This window comes from Nocardia sp. NPDC004123 (assembly GCF_053603795.1).
The window spans coordinates 23,148-40,683 of sequence record NZ_JBSGGG010000036.1 but is presented as its reverse complement, the minus strand read 5'-3'; the positions used below and the strand labels follow the sequence as shown (position 1 = coordinate 40,683).

Here is a 17,536-nt window from a genome sequence, read left to right as displayed (position 1 = left end):
TCACGGGCGCTGCCGACCTCGAGCCGTGTCAGCCGTTTTCAGGTGAGTTGTTGCGGTGGAGCGGTACGTCTTCGAACTCGGTGAGCACGTGACGGAGGAAGGCTCGAATCTGGTGCTGGGCTGATGTCGTTGCGCCGTACAGGGTTTCGATTACCGGTTGCAGCTGCGGTCCGGTGTCGACGGCCAGGCGCACCAGGCCTTGTTCGGCGCAGCGGGTCAGGGTCGGCTCGAGGAACTTCGCGGCGTCCGCGGTCCGGCCGGCGGCCGACAGGCAGCAGCCGTACAGGAGTTCGGCATTCGTGAGCGCGCGCGGGCGGTTCTGGGTGGAGATCACGTCGACGAGGCGCTGCGCTTGCCGGCACGCCTGTTCGGCCGCTGCCCGGGTGCCCTTGCCGAGGAGTAGCCGGATGGCCGAGTCGTGGGCCAGTTCCGCGGCCACCGCGGTGGGAGCATCGGGATGGGCGGTATACGGCTCGAGGTGTTCGAGGTCGCGGCGGTCGGTGTCGGTGATCGGCAGACCCAGCCGGATGCGTTCATTGATCATGCGGGCTGCCAGCCGCGGCAGGATCATGTTCGCCGCGAGCTTGGTTCCCTCGTCCAATCGGTCGTTCATGGCGTCGATATCGCCGCGCACCGCGGCCAGGCGGGCGGCGGTGCCGTAGCCCGCCATCTGGAACTCGACCGCCCCGCCCTCGACGCCGAGCCCGCCCGCGAGCAGTTCCTCGGCCTCGGTGAATTGGCCTTTCTCGTACAGCAATTCGCCGAGCAGCGCGCTGGCGAGCCGGGTGGCCTGCGACTGCCTGCCCGTCTGCAGCGCCTGACCGAGCGCGGTGCGGAACCGGGCCTCGGCGGTGCCGGCATCGAGCTGTTCGGAGGCCGCGCTCCCGTCGACGCAGTCGCAGTACACCGGGCCGAACGGTCCGCGCGCCCGGTCGCGGTACGGTTCGATCCAGCGATACCAGCTGTGCACCTCGGCGAAGTCGAAGCGATACAGCGCCGAGATCATCGCCCCCACTGCCAGCCCGTGGGCCATGAAGGGCCGCACCGAATCCCGTTCCTGTGCGAGCTCCGGCGCCAGTACCGTCGTCTGGTCGGTCGCGAGCGCCAGGCTGATACGCACCAGCTTCAGCTCGAGCTCGAGGTCGGCGGATGCGCCATCGCGGTCGCGTGCCGCGGCGAGCGCTGTCTCAGCGCGTGCCAAGGCGGTCTCCGCGGCGGCCGGGCGCTGTATGGCTACGTTCGCCCACGCGATGTTCAACTGCAGCTGTGGATTCGACGCGGTGAGCGAGCCCGGCAGTTTGGCCGCCAGCCCGAGCAGCGTCCCCATGCGCGACTGCTCTATCAATTGCCCGGCGTGCTCGGCGACCAGCCGGCAGGCCCGCTGGGGTTCGTCTGCGGCGAGCAGGTGATCGACGGCCTCGGTGAGCAGGTCGTGGGCCTCGAACCACTGCGCGGCGGTGAGGTGCAGTTCCTCGAGCAGTCCCGGATACTGCCGGATCAGCCGCTCGCGCAGGAAGTCGGCGAACAGCGCGTGGTAGCGGAACCATCGCAGATCGTCGTCGATGCTGCGCAGGAACAGATCTCGCTGCCGCACCTGTTCGAGCATGTCCTGGCCGTTGCTCACGCCCGTCAGCACCTCGGCGAGCTCACCGTTGATGCGCGTCGGAACCGATGTCCGCGTGACGAATTCGAGCAGTTCGGGTTCGAGGGTGTCGACGACGTTCTCCATCAGGTACTCGCCGATGGCGTAGTGCCGTCCCGAGATCTGATCGATGTACGCGCCCGGATCGTCGCGGCCGCGCAGCGACATCGAGGCCAGTTGCAGTGCCGCCGCCCACCCCTCGGTGGATTCGCGCAGTCGCTCGATCTCCGCCGCGGCGAGGGTCAGCCCGCTGGTGTCGGCGAAGAACGCGGCGGTTTCCGCGTCGTCGAATCGCAGTGCGGACTCGTCGATCTCGGTCAGCTCGTCGCGAACCCGCATGCGCCCCAGCGGAAGCCCGGTACGGTGGCGGCTGGTGACGATCACCTGCAGGTGATGGCAACCGTGGTCGAGCAGGAATTCCATCGCGGCCACGGTCGCGGGGCTGGTCACTCGATGCCAGTCGTCGATCACGAGCGCCACGGTCTGGCCGCTGTTGTGGATCTCGTCGATGAGGGTGGTCATGACGTGCCGCGCGACATCACTGGCATGCTCCTCGAGCAGCTGTTCCAGATCCGCGGCCACACCCGGATGGGCGTAGCGGATCGCCTCCACCACATGAGTCAGGAACCAGACGACGTTGTCGTCATCGTCGTCCACGCTGAGCCAGGCCGCTCGAACGCCCTCGGCGGCAAGCACATCCACCCATTCCGCGGCCAGCGTGCTCTTCCCGAATCCGACGGGTCCGTGGATCAGCACCAGCCGCCGGCCCTGCCCCTCCCGCAGCCGGTCGAGCAGGCGCCCGCGCAGTACCGGCTGCCGCGGCGCGCTCGGCGGACGGTACCGGGTGGACGGCGTCGGTGCCGGCGCCGGGCTCGAGCGCGGCGGCGGGACGGGAACAGGCGGTGTGACCGTCCGGGCTCCGGCGTCGGCCGGCAGCGCCATCGAGTCGACTACGAGCCCGGAGGCGAATTCGATATTGCGCAGCCGGTCACCGAACTCCCTCGCGGTCTCGGGCCGGTCCGAAGGATCCTGTGCCATAGCGGATTCCAGCGCCGAGCACAGCGCCGCCGGTACCTCGCTGCTCCGCAGATCGGGCACCGGCTCCGAGGTGATTCGCACGAATTGCGCGACCATCGACTCGCCCTCGCGGCGCTCGAAGGCGGCGTGCCCGGTGAGCAGACAGAACAGGGTGGCGCCCAGGCCGTAGATATCGGCGGCCTCGGCAGGTTCGGCTCCCCGCAGCACCTCGGGCGCGGTGAATGCCGGTGTCCCGGCGATTAGTCCGGACCGGGTCTCGAAAGCCCCACTGATGCGGGCGATTCCGAAATCGCTCAGCAACGGCTCGCCATAGTCGGATTGCAGGATATTGGCCGGATTCACATCGCGATGCACCATCCCGTGCCCGTGCGCGGCCGCCAGCGCACCGGCGATCTTCACCCCGACCGACAGCACCTCCTGCCACGGCAGCGGCCCCCGCTCCCGAATCCGCGATTGCAGTGACCCGAGCGCATAGAAGGGCATGACCAGATACGGCCGCCCCGTGACCGTGACATCGGCGGACAGCACCTGAACGATGTGCGGATGCCCGCCGAACCGGCCCAGCGCCCGCTGTTCCCGGAGAAACCGCTCCCGCTCATCCCCGCTCGACCGCGCATCGAGCACCTTCACCGCGACCAGCCGATCCAGCGAATGCTCGTGACACCGGTAGACGACCCCGAAACCACCCCGCCCGATCTCCAGGGCATCGTCCAACCCGGCCGCGGCGAGTTCCTCGGCGACCCCTATCCGCAGGTCAGGCTGCGTACCGTTACTTTCCCGTTCGACCATGCCCGCTCATTTGCTTCGACGAGTTGGGCTCCGACAACCCCGATCGTAACCACGGGTATGCCCGATCGGCGGATTGTTGCCGACCGCGGCCGGAATCGCGAACCCGCGCAGTGCCCCCAGCGACCACACCAGCCTCACCAGCAACGGCCTGGCCGGCGGTCGCTCTCGGCGAGCGCGGATGGCATCGATGGTGACCGAGTTCGGCTGGTGCTGTACCAGCAGCCGAATCCAGTCCGGGGTGGGCCCGGACGAAACCGCCGCCAAGCCGAAGTCCGACAGGGAAGCCGCTCATGAGCACCCCGCACTGCTCTGACGTCTACGGAGGCCGCTTCCCTGATTCCGGGGAGGTGAGTCGGTTCGGTGAGTGGTCCGATAATCGGACGCAGTCCGCGAGACCAGACGTCCGGTCCGCCACATGTCTCCTACCGTCTGCCAAATCGCCGCGCCGCCCGCTCCTCGGCGCGTGTATCGCGCCATCGCATCGAGTCGCGTGCACCGTAGCCGGAAAACTCGGAATCGGGTCCACCCGGCGATCGCTGCGCGATAGTTGATGTCGGCGAAGGAGTTCAAGATGGCAGAGATCGTGTCCGTCACCGGCGGCAAGGTTCTGGGCACGCGCGAGGGCGGCGTCACCCGTTTCCTCGGCATCCCTTACGCGGCGGCGCCGATCGGGCCGGCCCGGTTCGAAGCCCCGCGACCGGCCGAAGCCTGGTCGGGGGTGCGCGAAGCCCTCGAATTCGGACCCACCTGTGTGCAATCCCCGTATCCGGCACCGATTCACGCCCTCATCGGCAGCGACGGGATCCCCGGCGACGAGTATCTGAACGTCAATGTGTGGACGCCCGATCACACGGGGTCCGGTCTGCCGGTGCTGGTGTGGATTCACGGCGGGGCGTTCGTCCGTGGGTCGAACGCCCGGCGCATCTACGACGGCACCGCCTTCGCGCGCGACGGCGTCGTGGTGGTGTCGATCAACTATCGGCTCGGCATCTCGGGGTTCGCCGCGATTCCCGGATCCGCGTCGAATCGTGGTCTGCTCGACCAGATCTTCGCATTGGAGTGGGTGCGCGAGAACATCGCGGCCTTCGGCGGCGATCCCGGCAATGTGACGGTCTTCGGCGAATCCGCGGGCGGGATGAGCGTGGTGGCGCTGCTCGCGTCACCGCGGGCGCGCGGGCTGTTCCGGCGCGCGATCGCACAGAGCGCCAATGGTTCCGCGGTCGCCACCGCGGAGGACGCGGGCAAGGTGGCGCGGCAGCTGGCCGATCTGCTCGGCATCGAACCCGCCGCGTCCGCCTTCGGCCGGCTCGGGCCGCAGGAGCTGCGCAGCGCCCAGGATGCGCTCGCCCTGGCGCTGATGACCGACCCGGATCCGGACCGCTGGGGTGCGTCGATCGTCGCCAACGGCCTCGGCATCATGAGCTTCTTCCCGATGATCGACGGCGATGTGATTCCGGACCGTCCGGCGGATATCCTTGCCGCTCAACCGGATCTGACCGTGCCTCTGCTCACCGGATGGACCGCCGAGGAATTCCGATTCTTCACCTTCCCCTCCGGTCTCGCCGCCGGAATCACCGACCAGACACTGCCGCATTTCCTCGCGCGCTACGGTCTGGATCCATCGGTCGCCGAGCGCTACGCCGCCAACCGGCCGAACGCCACACCCGCGGACGTGTTCGCCGCCGTCCTCACCGACCTCGTCTTCCGCGATGACGCCATGCGCATCGCGGAAGCCACCGCCGCAGCGGGCAACCCGGCCCACGTCTACGAATTCGCCTGGCGCTCAGCCATTGCCGACCTGGGCGCCTGCCACGTCATCGAGGTCCCTTTCGTCTTCGACCAACTCGCCGCCGCCCACACCCTGACCGGCTCGAACCCACCGCAGCCCCTGGCCGACGAGGTGCATCGCGCCTGGGTGCGCTTCGCCACCCACGGCGACCCGGGCTGGTCCCGCTTCGACACCACCACCCGCACCGTTCGCGTCTTCGACGCCCCGGAATCCCATGAGGTGGCCGACCCCCGCGCGGACGAACTACGCGCCCTGCGCCGAGCGAAGCTCACCTCCAGCTCGCCGGTCTAGCGGCATGAAATGGCAAAGGCCGTAGGTCAGGAACCTGCGGCCTTTATCGTGCGTGCCCGCTCGAGCCGGCGAGAGGCGTTGGGAACCAACGAATCCGGGCGCGTTGGCCATGCGCAGTCCACGACCGGTCGACGTACGCCCGGCTTGACGCGGATGCGGCCCCACCACTATCTTGAAATCGAGACAGGTCAGTCTCGATTTTGGCCCGATGGAGGCGAGTCGAACATGGTTGCGCAGGTACTGGACGTGCGGGAAGCCGTCCAGATCGTCGAACGATTGGCAGAGGCGAAAAACCGACAGGACGTGGCGGCCGCGATGGCCGTGTACGGCGTCGACGCGAGCGCCCTGGTGCGGGCGTCATGATCGTCGGCGTTCGCCGGCCGAGCACCACCACCATGCGCGCGGCTCGGCACGAGAACTGGGGATCACCACTGGAGATCGCCGACGTCGAACGGCCGGAGCCCGCCGCGGGTGAGGTCCGTATCGCGGTGCGGGCTACCAGCGTGAACCCGATCGACATGCACACCGGCAACAATTCCGGCTACGAGCAGTCCATGCGGCTGCCCTGCATCCCCGGGTGGGACGTCGCTGGTGTGGTGGATGCGGTGGGCTACGGAGTGACGCGCTATGCCGTGGGCGACCGCCTCTACGGTCTGGCCTGGTTCCCCTATCCCGCGGGCACGTATGCCGAATACATGACGGTGCCGGCGTATCACCTTGTGCCGATGCCGAAGTCGGCTTCCTTCGCGGAGGCGGCGTGCTTGCCGATGGCCGCGCTGACGGCCTGGCAGATGCTCGACGCGGTCGGGGCACGCGCCGGTCAGCACGTTCTGATCAGTGGCGCCTCCGGCGGCGTGGGTCACCTCGCGGTGCAGTTGGCGGTCGCGCGCGGCGCCACGGTCACTGCCCTGGTGCGTCCCGATCACCATGCCGCACTGTACGAATTGGGCGCGCACACCTGCGTGGACTACACCGACCCGGACGCTGTCACGGCGATCGGGAAGGTCGACGCGGCGATCGATCTGGTCGGATTCGATTTCGGCGCTTCGCTGTTCGACCGCGTGACGCCCGGAGGCGTGATCGCCTTGGCGACCGCATGGTCGGTCAAGGGATACCAGGCCGCTGCGGCGGAGCGAGGTATCCATGTGGCCTCGTGCCTGGTGGAACCCGATCCCACCGCCCTCACGGCCATCGCGGAGTTGGTCGATTCGGGCGCGGTGCGGGTCGTCGTCGGTGCCGAGTTCGATCTCGCCCAGGCGGCCGATGCCCAGCAGTGGGTCAAGGACCGGCGTGGCTTCGGCAAGGCCGCGATCACGGTGAGCTCGACGGATCCGGTGTGACCGAAAAGCCCAAGCAGCTACGCGGAATCGCGGTGCGCGACAAGCTCGTCGGCATCGCGACCGACCTCTTCTACGACCACGGTGTACGTGCCATCGGTGTCGATGAGGTGGTGCGACGGGCGGGGATGGCGAAGGCGAGCCTGTATCGCTGGTTCCCCACCAAGGACGACCTCGTGCTCGCGGTGCTGCAGCGGCGCGACGACCGGTTCTGGGCCCACTGGGACCAGACCGCGTCGCGTCACGCCGACGCACGGGCCGAACTCGACGCCCAGCTCTCCTGGATTCAGGACGTCGCGACGCGAGAGGGCTACCGCGGCTGCGCTTTCGTCAACACAGCCGCGGAATTCAGCAATGCGCAATCGGAGCAGATCCGGCAGCGGTGCGCCGAGCACGAACACGAACTCGCGCGACGGCTCCGCGCGCTGACGGCACGCCTCGGCGTCCCGGACGGCGATCGGCTCGCCGATCAGCTCCACCTCGCCATCGTCGGTGCCTTCGCGGTCGGCGGAATCTACCCGACCGGTGGACCCGCCGTCCGCCTCACGGCATTGGCCGAGGACCTGATGGACGGGCGCCAGGCGCGTTCCGTCGGGAACTGAACACCCCCGAGCCTCGCCAGAATGCGGGCAGGAAGGAGGTCGGTCCATCACAAACCTGCGATGGACCGACCTTTTCCCTTGGCGATCTCCTTCAGGGCTGCCTTCTCCAGCTCAGCTTCGGCGAGAAGCCTTTTCAGGGTGGAGTTTTCACGTTCGAGGTCCTTCAACCAGGTGGCTTCGGCGACGGCATCAACTCAGTCGAACACTGCCGCCGAACTCGCGACCGAGGACCCTGGTGCTCGACCAGTTGCAATTCGGTCATTGCTTTTTTGCAGCGCGCGATAGCCGAAGTAGTACACGACCATTTGGGAGGCCCAGGTGGTGAGGGCCAGGATGTAGAAGATCGTGTGGTGCTCGTCGTCGCCGGGTATGCGGTAGAAGTTGTACATCCCGGCTATCGCGGCTGCCGCAGCGGAGACGGCCGCTACCGCAATCGCGTGACCGCGCTCACCGATGTTCCACAGCCGCCACGCGAAATAGAGCAGGAACAAGGTGGTCAGGGCGTTCATCACGACATAGAAGATCGCCCCGGCCAGCCCGAGTTCATCGGCGAAGAAGGACATGACCAGTCCACCCACGATGGCCAGCCCGAACACGCCGATATCGCCGGCAAGCGAAGGCTTGAACCCGTGGGTGACCTGCATCAGACCCAGGACGAGAATCACGGTGATTCCGACCGACCGGGAGAACGCATCGAAGAAGAAGGCGAGGTGATACATCGGACTGGTTTCGTTCGCGCCGACCAGCCCGTAGATGAGGAAGTTGGTTCCCGAGGTCGCGACGATGATCCATTCGAGGCCGAGTAAGTAGTTTCTGTAGTCCCGGATGAACTTCCAGCCGGTGGTGAACCCGGCGGCGATCATGAGGAGATCGGCGAGTGCGTACAGTGCGGTTTTGAGATCCATGACCAACCTTGTTTCGAGGCTCGATATTTGACGTGTCGAGGAACCGACACCTAGTGCGCGACTTCGAAGATCTCCTCGCGCGGGGTGCCGACACGTTCGAGGGCCTTGTAGAACCGCTCCGGCTCGGCCCACTCTTCAGGCGTGAATACCCCTGCGTGGGTTCCGGGCTCTTCGTCGAGTGCCACCACCATGAACGCGGCGCAGGCCGTTCCCGTCGCCGCGGCCATATTGGTGAACAGATAGGTGCCAGGTCCACTCACCGGAGTACGGCGGCTGACCACCGTGGGCACGCCATTTCGGAGGCCGGTCACCTCGACCTTCAGGGCGGTTTTGTGGGGGAAGGTATGGCCCACCGCCGCCAGGGCAAGGAACTTGACCAGCTCGGTGCGGGTCGCCTCACCGGTACGCACGAGGTTCCGCAATCCGGACAGGACCTTGCGCCAGCCCTTCACGCTGCCGAACTTGTTCGTCATCACGGCTTCCAAGAAGTCGATGGCCTTGTTCATCGGCATGTCGCCCTTCTGGACCGCCAGGCCGACGCCGCGGACCATGCCGTTGTAGGGGGCCGGATCGAGCCCGCCGAAGCAGCGAATGTTCTTGGCATCCGGGTACTTTCGCGGCAAGGTCACCGGCTCCGGGTGAGCGGTCTCGTGCACCATGGTCAGCCCCAGTCCGGCACCCAGCTCCGTCCAGCGGGTCTCCACCCAGGACTGGTGGAACACCGGTCCGCCGTTCTCCCAGGTCACGCAGGGACCCGCGGCAACCCGCAGCATGTGGTCGAGAACCGCGCGGCCGACGGCTCCGCGCTCATCGCCGACGACCCAGTACACGTCGATGTTGTCGACCCGGTCCAGCTCGCCGGCCGCGTCGGCTACCAGCACGTTGGTGAAGCCGGGCGACGCACCGCAGCCGATGTACATCGGGACTCCGGCCGCCCGGGCGTCGTCGTGCATGGACAGCGCGTGCAGGGTGCTCTCGATATCGTCGTCGAAATCGAGATAGGGCACCCTGGCCTCCAGGCACGCCTCCATCACGGGACCGGCGGTGCGGTTGTACGGACCGGCGCCGAGCACCACCAGCGCGGCCCCCTCGATGGCCGTGCGAAGCCCTTCGCGGTCGTACAGGTCGAGCTGTGCGGCGGTCGCCAGGCCGGACGGCAGCCGCTGCAGCAGCTGATCGAGCAGCTCGGGACGGATGTCGTACAGGGCCAGCTCCCAGTCCCCACCAGCGACGGCGAACCGTTCAATGGCAAGCCGACACATCTCGCCCGCGGCCCCGATGAAGACTATTCGCTTGGTGCCCATGGTCATGCTCCTGTGGATCGAGGGCCGCGTGCGGTCCAGGTGACATTACTCGTAATCGATTCGAGTTCGAGTTTGATGAGTAGAAGCTAGTGCGGAGGCGCACTCGGCGCTAGCCGTTCGCCGAAATTGTTACAGCCTTATCGAAAATGTAACGGGCCGTCGGGGCTCGACGAACCGCCGCGACACGACGTTGTCCTGCCAGGCCACGTCCGGGAACCAGCGGTTGAGCACGCCGGGCGTCCACCTCCGACGGCACGCCGTGGCGGTTCATCGCCTCGGCGCCGACGACGCCCCGTACGGCGAGCCGTAGGAGATCCCGCCTGGCTCCTCACCTGGGGTGCGCTCGCCGCGACTCGCGGATCACCGACTCCGGATCGGCCGCCTACTGGGGTAGGACCTGATCCCCGTGGTCTGCCCGGTGGTGCGGGTGAGCGGTGGGCGCCGGTTCGGTACACAGCGTCTCCAGGGCGGAGGCCATGGCGGTGACAATGGATTCGACGGTGGCGTGGTCGAACAGTTCGGCGGCGTAGATCATTTCGCCGTGGATCCCGGCGTGGTCGCCGTCGGGGGTGTACTCCTCACGCAGGTTGAGTAGAAGTTCCCAGGGGGTGTGGCGGACCGGGACCGGGCGGTGGCGGATGGTCAGTTCGGCTCCGGCTGTGGCGATTTCGGTTCCGCGAAGGTAGGTGACCATGACCTGGAAGAGCGGGTGGTGGGTTCGAGAGCGGGGTGGGTTGAGGAGTTCGACGAGATTGTCGAACGGGAACTCCTTGTGGTCGTAGGCGGCGAGGACGCGTTCGCGGACCTGTTGGACGAGGTCGGAGTGGGGCGGGTCGCCGGAGAGGTCGACGCGGACGATCGCGGTGTCGACGACGCAGCCGACCAGGTCCTGCAGGCCCTCGGCGTCGCGGGCGCTCAGGGCGACGCCGATGGGCAGGTCGGGGCCCGCGCCCCGGTCGTACAGGGCGAGCGCGAGGGCGGTGTGGACGAGCATGTAGGTGCTCGCGCGGTGGGTGCGGGCGGTGCGGGCGAGGGCGCGGTGGGTGGCGGCGTCGATGTGGACGGGGACGGCTGCCGCGATGTTCTCCCGACGTTCGGCGCGCGGACGGTCGGTGGGCAACACCGGATGTGGTGGCAGACCGTCGAGTGTGGTGCGCCAGTAGCGCGCCTGCCGGGTCAGCAGGCCTCCGTGCGCGCCGGCAGCGTCGAGCGATTGCCTCAGCCACAGGGTGTAGTCCGCGAACTGTGTTGCCGGAGTGTGCCAATGGGGTGCTTGCCCGGTAGCGCGCGCACGGTAGGCGGTGAGCAGGTCCCGCTGGAGCACGGCCAGGGATTCGCCGTCGCCGGCGGCGTGGTGCAGCACGCCGAGCAGGACGTGATGCTCCGGGCTCGAGCGGAAGAGACGGATGCGCAGAGGTGGTTCCGTGGTGAGGTCGAAGCCGCGTTGCAGCTCGGAATCGATTGTCCTATCGATGGTTTCGCTGTCACAGACGTCCACGACGCGGAAATCCGGCCGCGCGGACTCCATGGGCAGGATGCGCTGAATGGGACCGTCCAGGGCATACGGCAGGACGGTTCGCAGGATCTCGTGCCGCTCGACCACATCGTTCACCGCCGCGTCCACCGCCCTCACATCGAGCGGCCCGTGCAGCTCGAGTCCGGTGGCGATCAGATAGTCGGGGCGGTTGCCGCTGAGATAGTTCACGGTCCACAGCCGCTGCTGGGCGGGCGCGAGCGGGATCGGGTCCGTGCGGCGCCCGGCGGCGATGTGCTGCGGGAGATCCCGGGATTCGCGCCGATCCAGGGTCTGCTCGAGGGCGGCGATGGTCGGCGATTCGAACAGATCGCGCAGCGATACCGCGACTCCGAGCGCGGACCGCAAGCCTGCGACGACGCGGATCGCGGACAGCGAGTTGCCGCCGAGCGCGAAGAAGTCATCGGTGACACCGACTTCCGCCACACCCAGCGCCCGCACGAACGCCGTCGCGATGACCTGCTGCCGTTGCGTGCGAACCGGAACGTGATCACCGGCGACGGGCATCGGCAATGCGCCGACATCGAGCTTGCCGATGGGAGTCAATGGCAATTCGTCCATGGCCACGATGGCCGACGGAACCAGGTACGACGGCAGGGACGCTGCCAGCCGGGTCCGCAGCGCGGCGGTGTCGACGGTGCTGTCCCCGACGACGTGCGCGATGAGCGACTGTCCGCTCGCGGCCCGGCGCGCCGTGACGATCGCCGCGGTGATGCCGGGTTCACGCCGGATGGCCGCCTCGACCTCTCCGGGTTCGACGCGAAAACCGTTGATCTTCAACTGCCGATCGGCACGGCCGAGGAAGTGCAGCCGGCCGTGGGCGCCCCAGCGCCCGAGATCACCGGTGCGGTACATGCGCGCACCGGCCGGGCCGAACGGGTCGGCGACGAAGCGTTCCGCGGTGCGGACCGGGTCCCGGTGGTAGCCGTTGGCGAGTCCCGCACCGGACAGGTAGATCTCCCCGGTCACCCCGGCGGGTACCGGTCGCAGGCCCGAGTCCAGTACCACGACCCGGGTATTGCCGGCCGGATGTCCGATCGGGACCGGACTGTCCGGAGACATGTCGGCCGGGAGCGCGAAGTGGAGCGCGAAGCTGGTCGCCTCGACCGGCCCGTACAGATTTCTCACCACGGGCGGGTGCTCACCCCGCCGTACCGTCGCGGCGGCCCGCGGCGGCAGCACATCCCCGGCGGACGCGATCATCCGCAGTTCGGCGAGCTCATTCGGAATCTGCTCCGCGAGTAGGTGAAACAGGCCCGGCGGCAGCATGATCGAGGTGACCCGGCCCGCGCGCAGTACCTCGGTGTAGTCGTGCACATCGAGGACGCCGGATCGTGCGAGCACCACGGCGTGGCCGTTGAGCAGCGGCAGCCACAGCTCCCACACCACCATGTCCCAGGTGTAGGGCAGATGCATCAGCATTCGCTGGTGCCCGTCGTCCCGGCCGATCCGGTCGCGGGCGCGCGCCACGATATTGCGGTGGGTGACCTCCACGCCCTTGGACGCCCCGGTCGATCCGGAGGTGAACATGAGCGTGGCCACGGCATCGGGCAGTACGGTGACGCCGAGATCGCTGACGTCGAACTCGGTTGCCGCACTGTCGAGTTCATGTATCACCAGTTCGGCACCGGTGAACGCCAGCAGCCGCCGCACGTGCGCGGGCGGGTAGCGGTCGCTCAGCGGTACGCAGACCGCGCCCAACTTGGCGATGGCGAGAAAAACGACCACGAGATCGACCGAGCGCGGCACTGCGATGCCGATCGGCACGCCCGGTCCCGCACCGCGGGTGCGCAGCCAGCGGGCGACCTGATTGGCGCGCGCGTTCAACTCGGCGTAGGTGAGCTCCGCACCGTCGCACCAGAGCGCGACATCGTGTGCGTGCACCCGTACGGTCGACTCGAAACACTCTGCGAGCCCGCCATTGCCGATTTCGGCCGCGGTGCCGCGTCCGGCGGCGAGCAGTTCGGCCCGGCGCGCGGGCGGCAGCAGGTCGAGCTGCCCGACCGGGGACTGCCGCGGTGCGGTGAGCGCCGCCGCGGCGACCAGGATGCGCGACCACAGCTCATCGACCTCGGTGAGGGCATCGACCTGTTCGAGCTGCACCGCGATTCGGAAGGTCAGCGCGCCCGCAGCGGGCTCCACGATGACGGTCAGCGGGAAATGTGTTCCGCCGACAACATTCACGGAGGTCACCCGCAAGTCCGCGTCCGGATCGTCGAGCAGAGCGGTATCGATGGGGAAGTTCTCGAAGACGAGCGAGGTGTCGAACAGGTCGCTCGCACTCACCGCCGCCAGGATGTCGGGCAGCCCGAGATGGTCGTGCTCCATCAACGCCACGCGATCGCGCTGAATCCGGACCGCGAGTTCGATCGGCGTCTCCGGCATGCGCGAGCGCACCCGCAGCGGCACGGTATTCATGAGCAGCCCGACGGCACCGTCCAGATCACCACCATCGCGGCCGGAGACGGTGATGCCGAAGACGACGTCGTCGCTTCCGGTGAGATTCGACATCACCAGCGCCCACAGCGCCTGGATCATCGAGTTGAGCGTGAGCCCGTGCGCCGCGGCCTGTTCGCGCAGCGCGGTGACCGTGGCGGCGGGCAGGATGAAGCTGCGCTCGTCGGGCCGCCGCCACCGCCGCCGGTCGGCATGCGCGACCTTGCACGGTTCGGCTCCGGCGAGGGCCTGGGCCCAGGCTCGGCGCGCGCCGTCGCGGTCCTGCGCCGCGGACCGTTCGAGGAATGCGGTGAACGGTGTGGCAGCGGGCAATTCGAGGCCGCGGTAGCCCAGCAGCAGTTCACGGAGCAGGATGCCCAGCGACCAGCCGTCGAGCAGCGCATGGTGGTGCGTCACCAGCAGGGTCGCGGAGTTCGGCCCGGTGCGAACGAGAGTGACCGTGAGCAACGGACCCACCAGCGGCTCCGTGTGCGCGTCCTCGGCGCGCACCCGCTCCACCGCCTCGTCACGCTCGTCCGAAGTCGGATCGCCGAGATCCACTACCCGCCAGGGCAACTCGATGTCAGCGCGAATCTCGTATTCCGGTGTGTCGCCATCCACGACGAACCGGCCCAGCAGGTGCGGATGTCGATCGAGCACCGCGCGCAGGGCAGCGCTCAGCCGCTCCGCGTCGATCGGGCCGTCCACCGTCAGCACAACCTGTATGAGATAGGGGTCCTCGCCTTCCCCGCCCTGGTACAGCGAGTGGAACAACAGCCCGGCCTGCAAGGGAGTCGCGGGCAGGAGGGTACGGCCGTCGCGCATGGCGAGCGGGCTCACCGCCGCTCGGGCGGGTACCGGCGAAGGCGTCCCGACCGTGCGCGCCAGCGCACGAATACTCTGGTGCTCGAACACATCCCGCGGTGTGATCGCGAGCCCGGCGGCCCGGGCCCGGTCCGACAGCCGGATGGCGAGGATGCTGTCCCCGCCGATGGCGAAGAAACCGTCTTCGACGCCGAAACCCTTGTGCCCGAGCACTTCCTCGAACACGGTGCGCAGCCGGGCCTCGGCATCGCCACGCGGCGAAACACCGTCGGCGGGCGCCGTGCCATCAACGGTGAGCGCGCGCAGAGCGCGTTCGTCGATCTTGCCGTTGGAGGTCGTCGGGATGGCGTCGACCGCCACGATGATGGACGGAACAGCATGTGCGGGAAGCCGTTCCGCGATCGCGCTGCGCACCGCGCCGATGTCGATACCCGGGCCGGCGACATAGGCGGCCAGCCGCCGGTCACCCGGCCGGTGTTCCACGATCAGCACCACCGCCGCACGCACCGCCGGGAGTGCGCACAGGGCGGCCTCGATCTCGCCCGGTTCGATGCGGAAGCCACGGATCTTCACCTGCCGGTCGGCTCGCCCGAGGTATTCGAGTGTCCCGCTCTCGGTCCACCGCGCCACATCGCCGCTGCGATACATGACGGCGCCGGGCCCGCCGAAGGGATCGGCGGTGAAGCGCACGGCGGTGCGGCCCGGCTGGCGCAGATATCCCGCGGTGACGCCGGGACCGGCGACGTAGAGCTCACCCGGCACCCCGGGCGCGGCGGGCCGCAGCGCGGCGTCGAGGATGTACACGGCCAGATCCGGTATAGCCGTGCCGATTTCGCCGGCCGACGCGACACCGGTCAGCGGCGTTCCGGTGGTGAACACCGTCGTCTCGGTAATGCCGTACATATTGACCAGCCGCGGCGCCCGCGGTTCATGCCGCGACCACCACTCGGCCAGCCGCCACGGCTCCACCGGCTCACCGCCGAACAGCACGTAACGCAGTGCGAGCCGGTCCCTTTCGGCCGGCCGGCTCGCCTCGGCGTCGACCAGCATCCCGAAGGCGGAAGGCGTCTGATTGAGCACCGTGACTCGTTGCGTCACCAGCAGTTCGAGAAATTCGCGCGGCGATCGTGCCGTCTCGGCGTCGACGATGACCAGCTTGCCGCCGTGGCCCAGCGCTCCCCAGATCTCCCACACCGAGAAGTCGAATGCGGCGGAGTGGAAAAGGGTCCAGACATCATCGGGCCCGAACTCGAACCACGGCCGGGTCGCGGTGAGCAGCCGGACCACATTCGCGTGTGTGACGACCACGCCCTTCGGGCGGCCGGTCGTTCCGGAGGTGTGAATCACGTAGGCAGGCAAGTGCGGCGACCGCAGCACAGCGCGCTCGCTCGGAACGACCTGCACCGGGTCCCCGAGGCGCAGGACGGGCGCGGCCGAGATCCCCTCCGGGAGTTCGACTCCAGCACCCGTGAGTACGAGCGCCGGTGCGGCATCGTCGAGGACCGCACGCAGCCGCCCCCGCGGATAGCTCGGATCGAGCGGAACATAGGCCGCACCCGCGCGCAGCACCGCGATGATGGCGACGATGAGGTCCATGGAGCGCGGTAGTGCGAGGCCGACGAATTCCCCCGGGCCGACCCCGTATCCGGCAATGATCCGGGACAGTCTGCGAGCCCGCTCGTCGAGTTCGGCATAGGTGAGCTGCTCGTCGCCGTGCACCACGGCGACGGCCCCACCGTTCGCGGCCACCATGCGGTCGAATCGATCGACGAGTGTTTCGGCTACCTCGTCGGTGTCCGCGGGCCCGGCCGGATCGAGTGTGGGCCGCAGCATGCCGAGCGGGAGGTCCTCCGGGGCCACGGCCAGGGCGGCGACGGTCTCGGTGAGCCGGTGGTGGTGCGCGGCGAGGTCGTGCTCGGAGTACCGCAGCGCCGTCGATTCCAGCACCACCGACAGCGCCGGGTCGCCGTTGTCGTAGACGCTGATGTTCAGATTGTCGGAGCGTCCGGCCGCCAAATGCCGCAGGGAGGCGGATTCGGATCCGAAGCGCAGATCCTGCTGCATGGGCATCACATTGACGGTGGGCCCGAGGATGCCGCCCTCGAGCCCGCTCCCGCCCAGGTCGGCGAGCATATCGCCGTACTGGAAACGCTGGTGGCGCAGGATGATCAGGGATTCGGCGCGCACGGCGGCGAGGAGCTCGCCGAGGGTGGCGGCCGGATCGATCGTGATCCGCAGCGGCAGGATGTTCGCCGTCATGCCGAGTGCGTGCCGGGAGCGCTTGGCGGGCACGGCCAGACCGACAGTGACCGTGCGTGTGCCCGAATCCGCGTGCAGCAGCAGCGCGATGGCGGCGAGCATCCACACCGGCCACGGGGTCCCGGTGGCATCCGCCCGGGCGCGCAGTGTCTTCCACTCGGCCTCGGCGAGCACTCCGGCCTGCCGCAGGTACCGATTGCCGTCCGCGGCCGCCGGCGCGGCGGCGAACTGCGGTGGCTCGTAGGACCCGCCGATGGCGAGCCGCTGCGCCCAGAATTCGCGGTCGGCCGCGAACCGCGTGGAAGTCCGGAACCGCTCGTCCTCGGCGACCAGATCCGCCACCCGGTCGAACACCGATTCGGCGACCGGACGCCCGTCGAGCAGCGCGGTGTAGGTGTCGGCGACACGCCGGATGAAGGCGGCCGAGGACGCCCCGTCGAGCACCACGTGATGCGAGCGAATGAACCACAGCGTGCCCGCCTCGCCGGCATCGAGCAGATGGTGTTCGAACAGCGGCGCGCGCCCCAGGTCTAACGGCCGTGCAAGGGCCGTCTCCATGAACCGCAGCGCCTCGCCGTGCGCGTCCGCGGCGGCGCGGAAGCTGTTGCGGTACAACGGCCAGTCCGATACTTCTTCCACCACCTGCACGACCGATCCGTCGGCCTCGGTGTCGAAGCGCACGCGCAGTGACTCCGCCCCGGCGATGACGAGGCGCAGTGCCCTTTCGAACACCTGCTCGTCGAGCGCGCCGTGAATCTGCACGTAGCCGCCGACGATCAGACGCT

Annotated in this window: 9 protein-coding genes (1 of these 9 running past the window's edge); 5 read left to right on the top strand and 4 right to left on the bottom strand. The window is 68.4% G+C overall.

Annotation, left to right across the window (positions count from 1 at the left end; translation table 11 throughout):
• Positions 1 to 28: 28 nt before the first annotated feature.
• On the bottom strand, positions 29 to 3,469 hold the full coding sequence (locus tag ACWEQQ_RS39270) for a protein kinase domain-containing protein (RefSeq protein WP_452351751.1): 3,441 nt from the start codon (positions 3,467 to 3,469) through the stop codon (positions 29 to 31).
• Positions 3,470 to 3,656: 187 nt separating this feature from the next.
• Between ACWEQQ_RS39270 and ACWEQQ_RS39265 the strand changes: the two genes are divergently transcribed.
• The 5 genes from ACWEQQ_RS39265 (at position 3,657) to ACWEQQ_RS39245 (ending at position 7,488) form a co-directional block, all read left to right on the top strand.
• Positions 3,657 to 3,782, top strand: a complete 126-nt coding sequence (locus ACWEQQ_RS39265; protein WP_452351750.1) for a hypothetical protein — start codon at positions 3,657 to 3,659, stop codon at positions 3,780 to 3,782.
• Between the two features lie 258 nt (positions 3,783 to 4,040).
• Positions 4,041 to 5,549, top strand: coding sequence for a carboxylesterase/lipase family protein (locus tag ACWEQQ_RS39260; RefSeq protein WP_452351749.1), 1,509 nt, complete (start codon positions 4,041 to 4,043; stop codon positions 5,547 to 5,549).
• 225 nt (positions 5,550 to 5,774) lie between these two features.
• Positions 5,775 to 5,912 carry a hypothetical protein gene (locus tag ACWEQQ_RS39255; RefSeq protein ID WP_452340293.1) on the top strand — a complete coding sequence of 46 codons (138 nt, stop codon included), beginning with the start codon at positions 5,775 to 5,777 and terminating at the stop codon, positions 5,910 to 5,912.
• Positions 5,909 to 6,889: an NADP-dependent oxidoreductase gene (locus ACWEQQ_RS39250; protein WP_452351748.1), complete on the top strand. Its 981-nt coding sequence runs from the start codon at positions 5,909 to 5,911 to the stop codon at positions 6,887 to 6,889. The genes ACWEQQ_RS39255 and ACWEQQ_RS39250 overlap by 4 nt, the downstream gene beginning before the upstream one ends.
• Positions 6,886 to 7,488: a TetR/AcrR family transcriptional regulator gene (locus ACWEQQ_RS39245; RefSeq protein ID WP_452340295.1), complete on the top strand. Its 603-nt coding sequence runs from the start codon at positions 6,886 to 6,888 to the stop codon at positions 7,486 to 7,488. The genes ACWEQQ_RS39250 and ACWEQQ_RS39245 overlap by 4 nt, the downstream gene beginning before the upstream one ends.
• A 194-nt stretch (positions 7,489 to 7,682) precedes the next feature.
• Here the strand turns inward: ACWEQQ_RS39245 and ACWEQQ_RS39240 are convergent, their stop codons facing one another.
• The 3 genes from ACWEQQ_RS39240 to ACWEQQ_RS39230 all read right to left on the bottom strand — a co-directional run.
• Positions 7,683 to 8,393, bottom strand: coding sequence for a transporter (locus ACWEQQ_RS39240; RefSeq protein WP_452351747.1), 711 nt, complete (start codon positions 8,391 to 8,393; stop codon positions 7,683 to 7,685).
• Positions 8,394 to 8,443: 50 nt separating this feature from the next.
• Positions 8,444 to 9,697 (bottom strand): saccharopine dehydrogenase family protein, encoded by a 1,254-nt coding sequence (locus ACWEQQ_RS39235; protein WP_452340297.1) that lies wholly within the window; start codon positions 9,695 to 9,697, stop codon positions 8,444 to 8,446.
• A 382-nt stretch (positions 9,698 to 10,079) separates the two neighbouring features.
• On the bottom strand, positions 10,080 to 17,536 hold the 3' portion of the coding sequence (locus ACWEQQ_RS39230; RefSeq protein ID WP_452351746.1) for an amino acid adenylation domain-containing protein. It continues 73 nt past the right edge of the window; the window shows 7,457 of its 7,530 coding nt (coding positions 74-7,530); its start codon lies off the right edge, out of view; it ends in the stop codon at positions 10,080 to 10,082.

What these genes read in the sequence shown, in the direction of transcription:
- ACWEQQ_RS39270 (WP_452351751.1), bottom strand. Translation starts at nt 3,469, where the DNA reads ATGGTCGAACGGGAAAGTAACGGTACGCAGCCTGACCTGCGGATAGGG.
- ACWEQQ_RS39265 (WP_452351750.1), top strand. Translation starts at nt 3,657, where the DNA reads ATGGTGACCGAGTTCGGCTGGTGCTGTACCAGCAGCCGAATCCAGTCC.
- ACWEQQ_RS39260 (WP_452351749.1), top strand. Translation starts at nt 4,041, where the DNA reads ATGGCAGAGATCGTGTCCGTCACCGGCGGCAAGGTTCTGGGCACGCGC.
- ACWEQQ_RS39255 (WP_452340293.1), top strand. Translation starts at nt 5,775, where the DNA reads ATGGTTGCGCAGGTACTGGACGTGCGGGAAGCCGTCCAGATCGTCGAA.
- ACWEQQ_RS39250 (WP_452351748.1), top strand. Translation starts at nt 5,909, where the DNA reads ATGATCGTCGGCGTTCGCCGGCCGAGCACCACCACCATGCGCGCGGCT.
- ACWEQQ_RS39235 (WP_452340297.1), bottom strand. Translation starts at nt 9,697, where the DNA reads ATGGGCACCAAGCGAATAGTCTTCATCGGGGCCGCGGGCGAGATGTGT.
- ACWEQQ_RS39240 (WP_452351747.1), bottom strand. Translation starts at nt 8,393, where the DNA reads ATGGATCTCAAAACCGCACTGTACGCACTCGCCGATCTCCTCATGATC.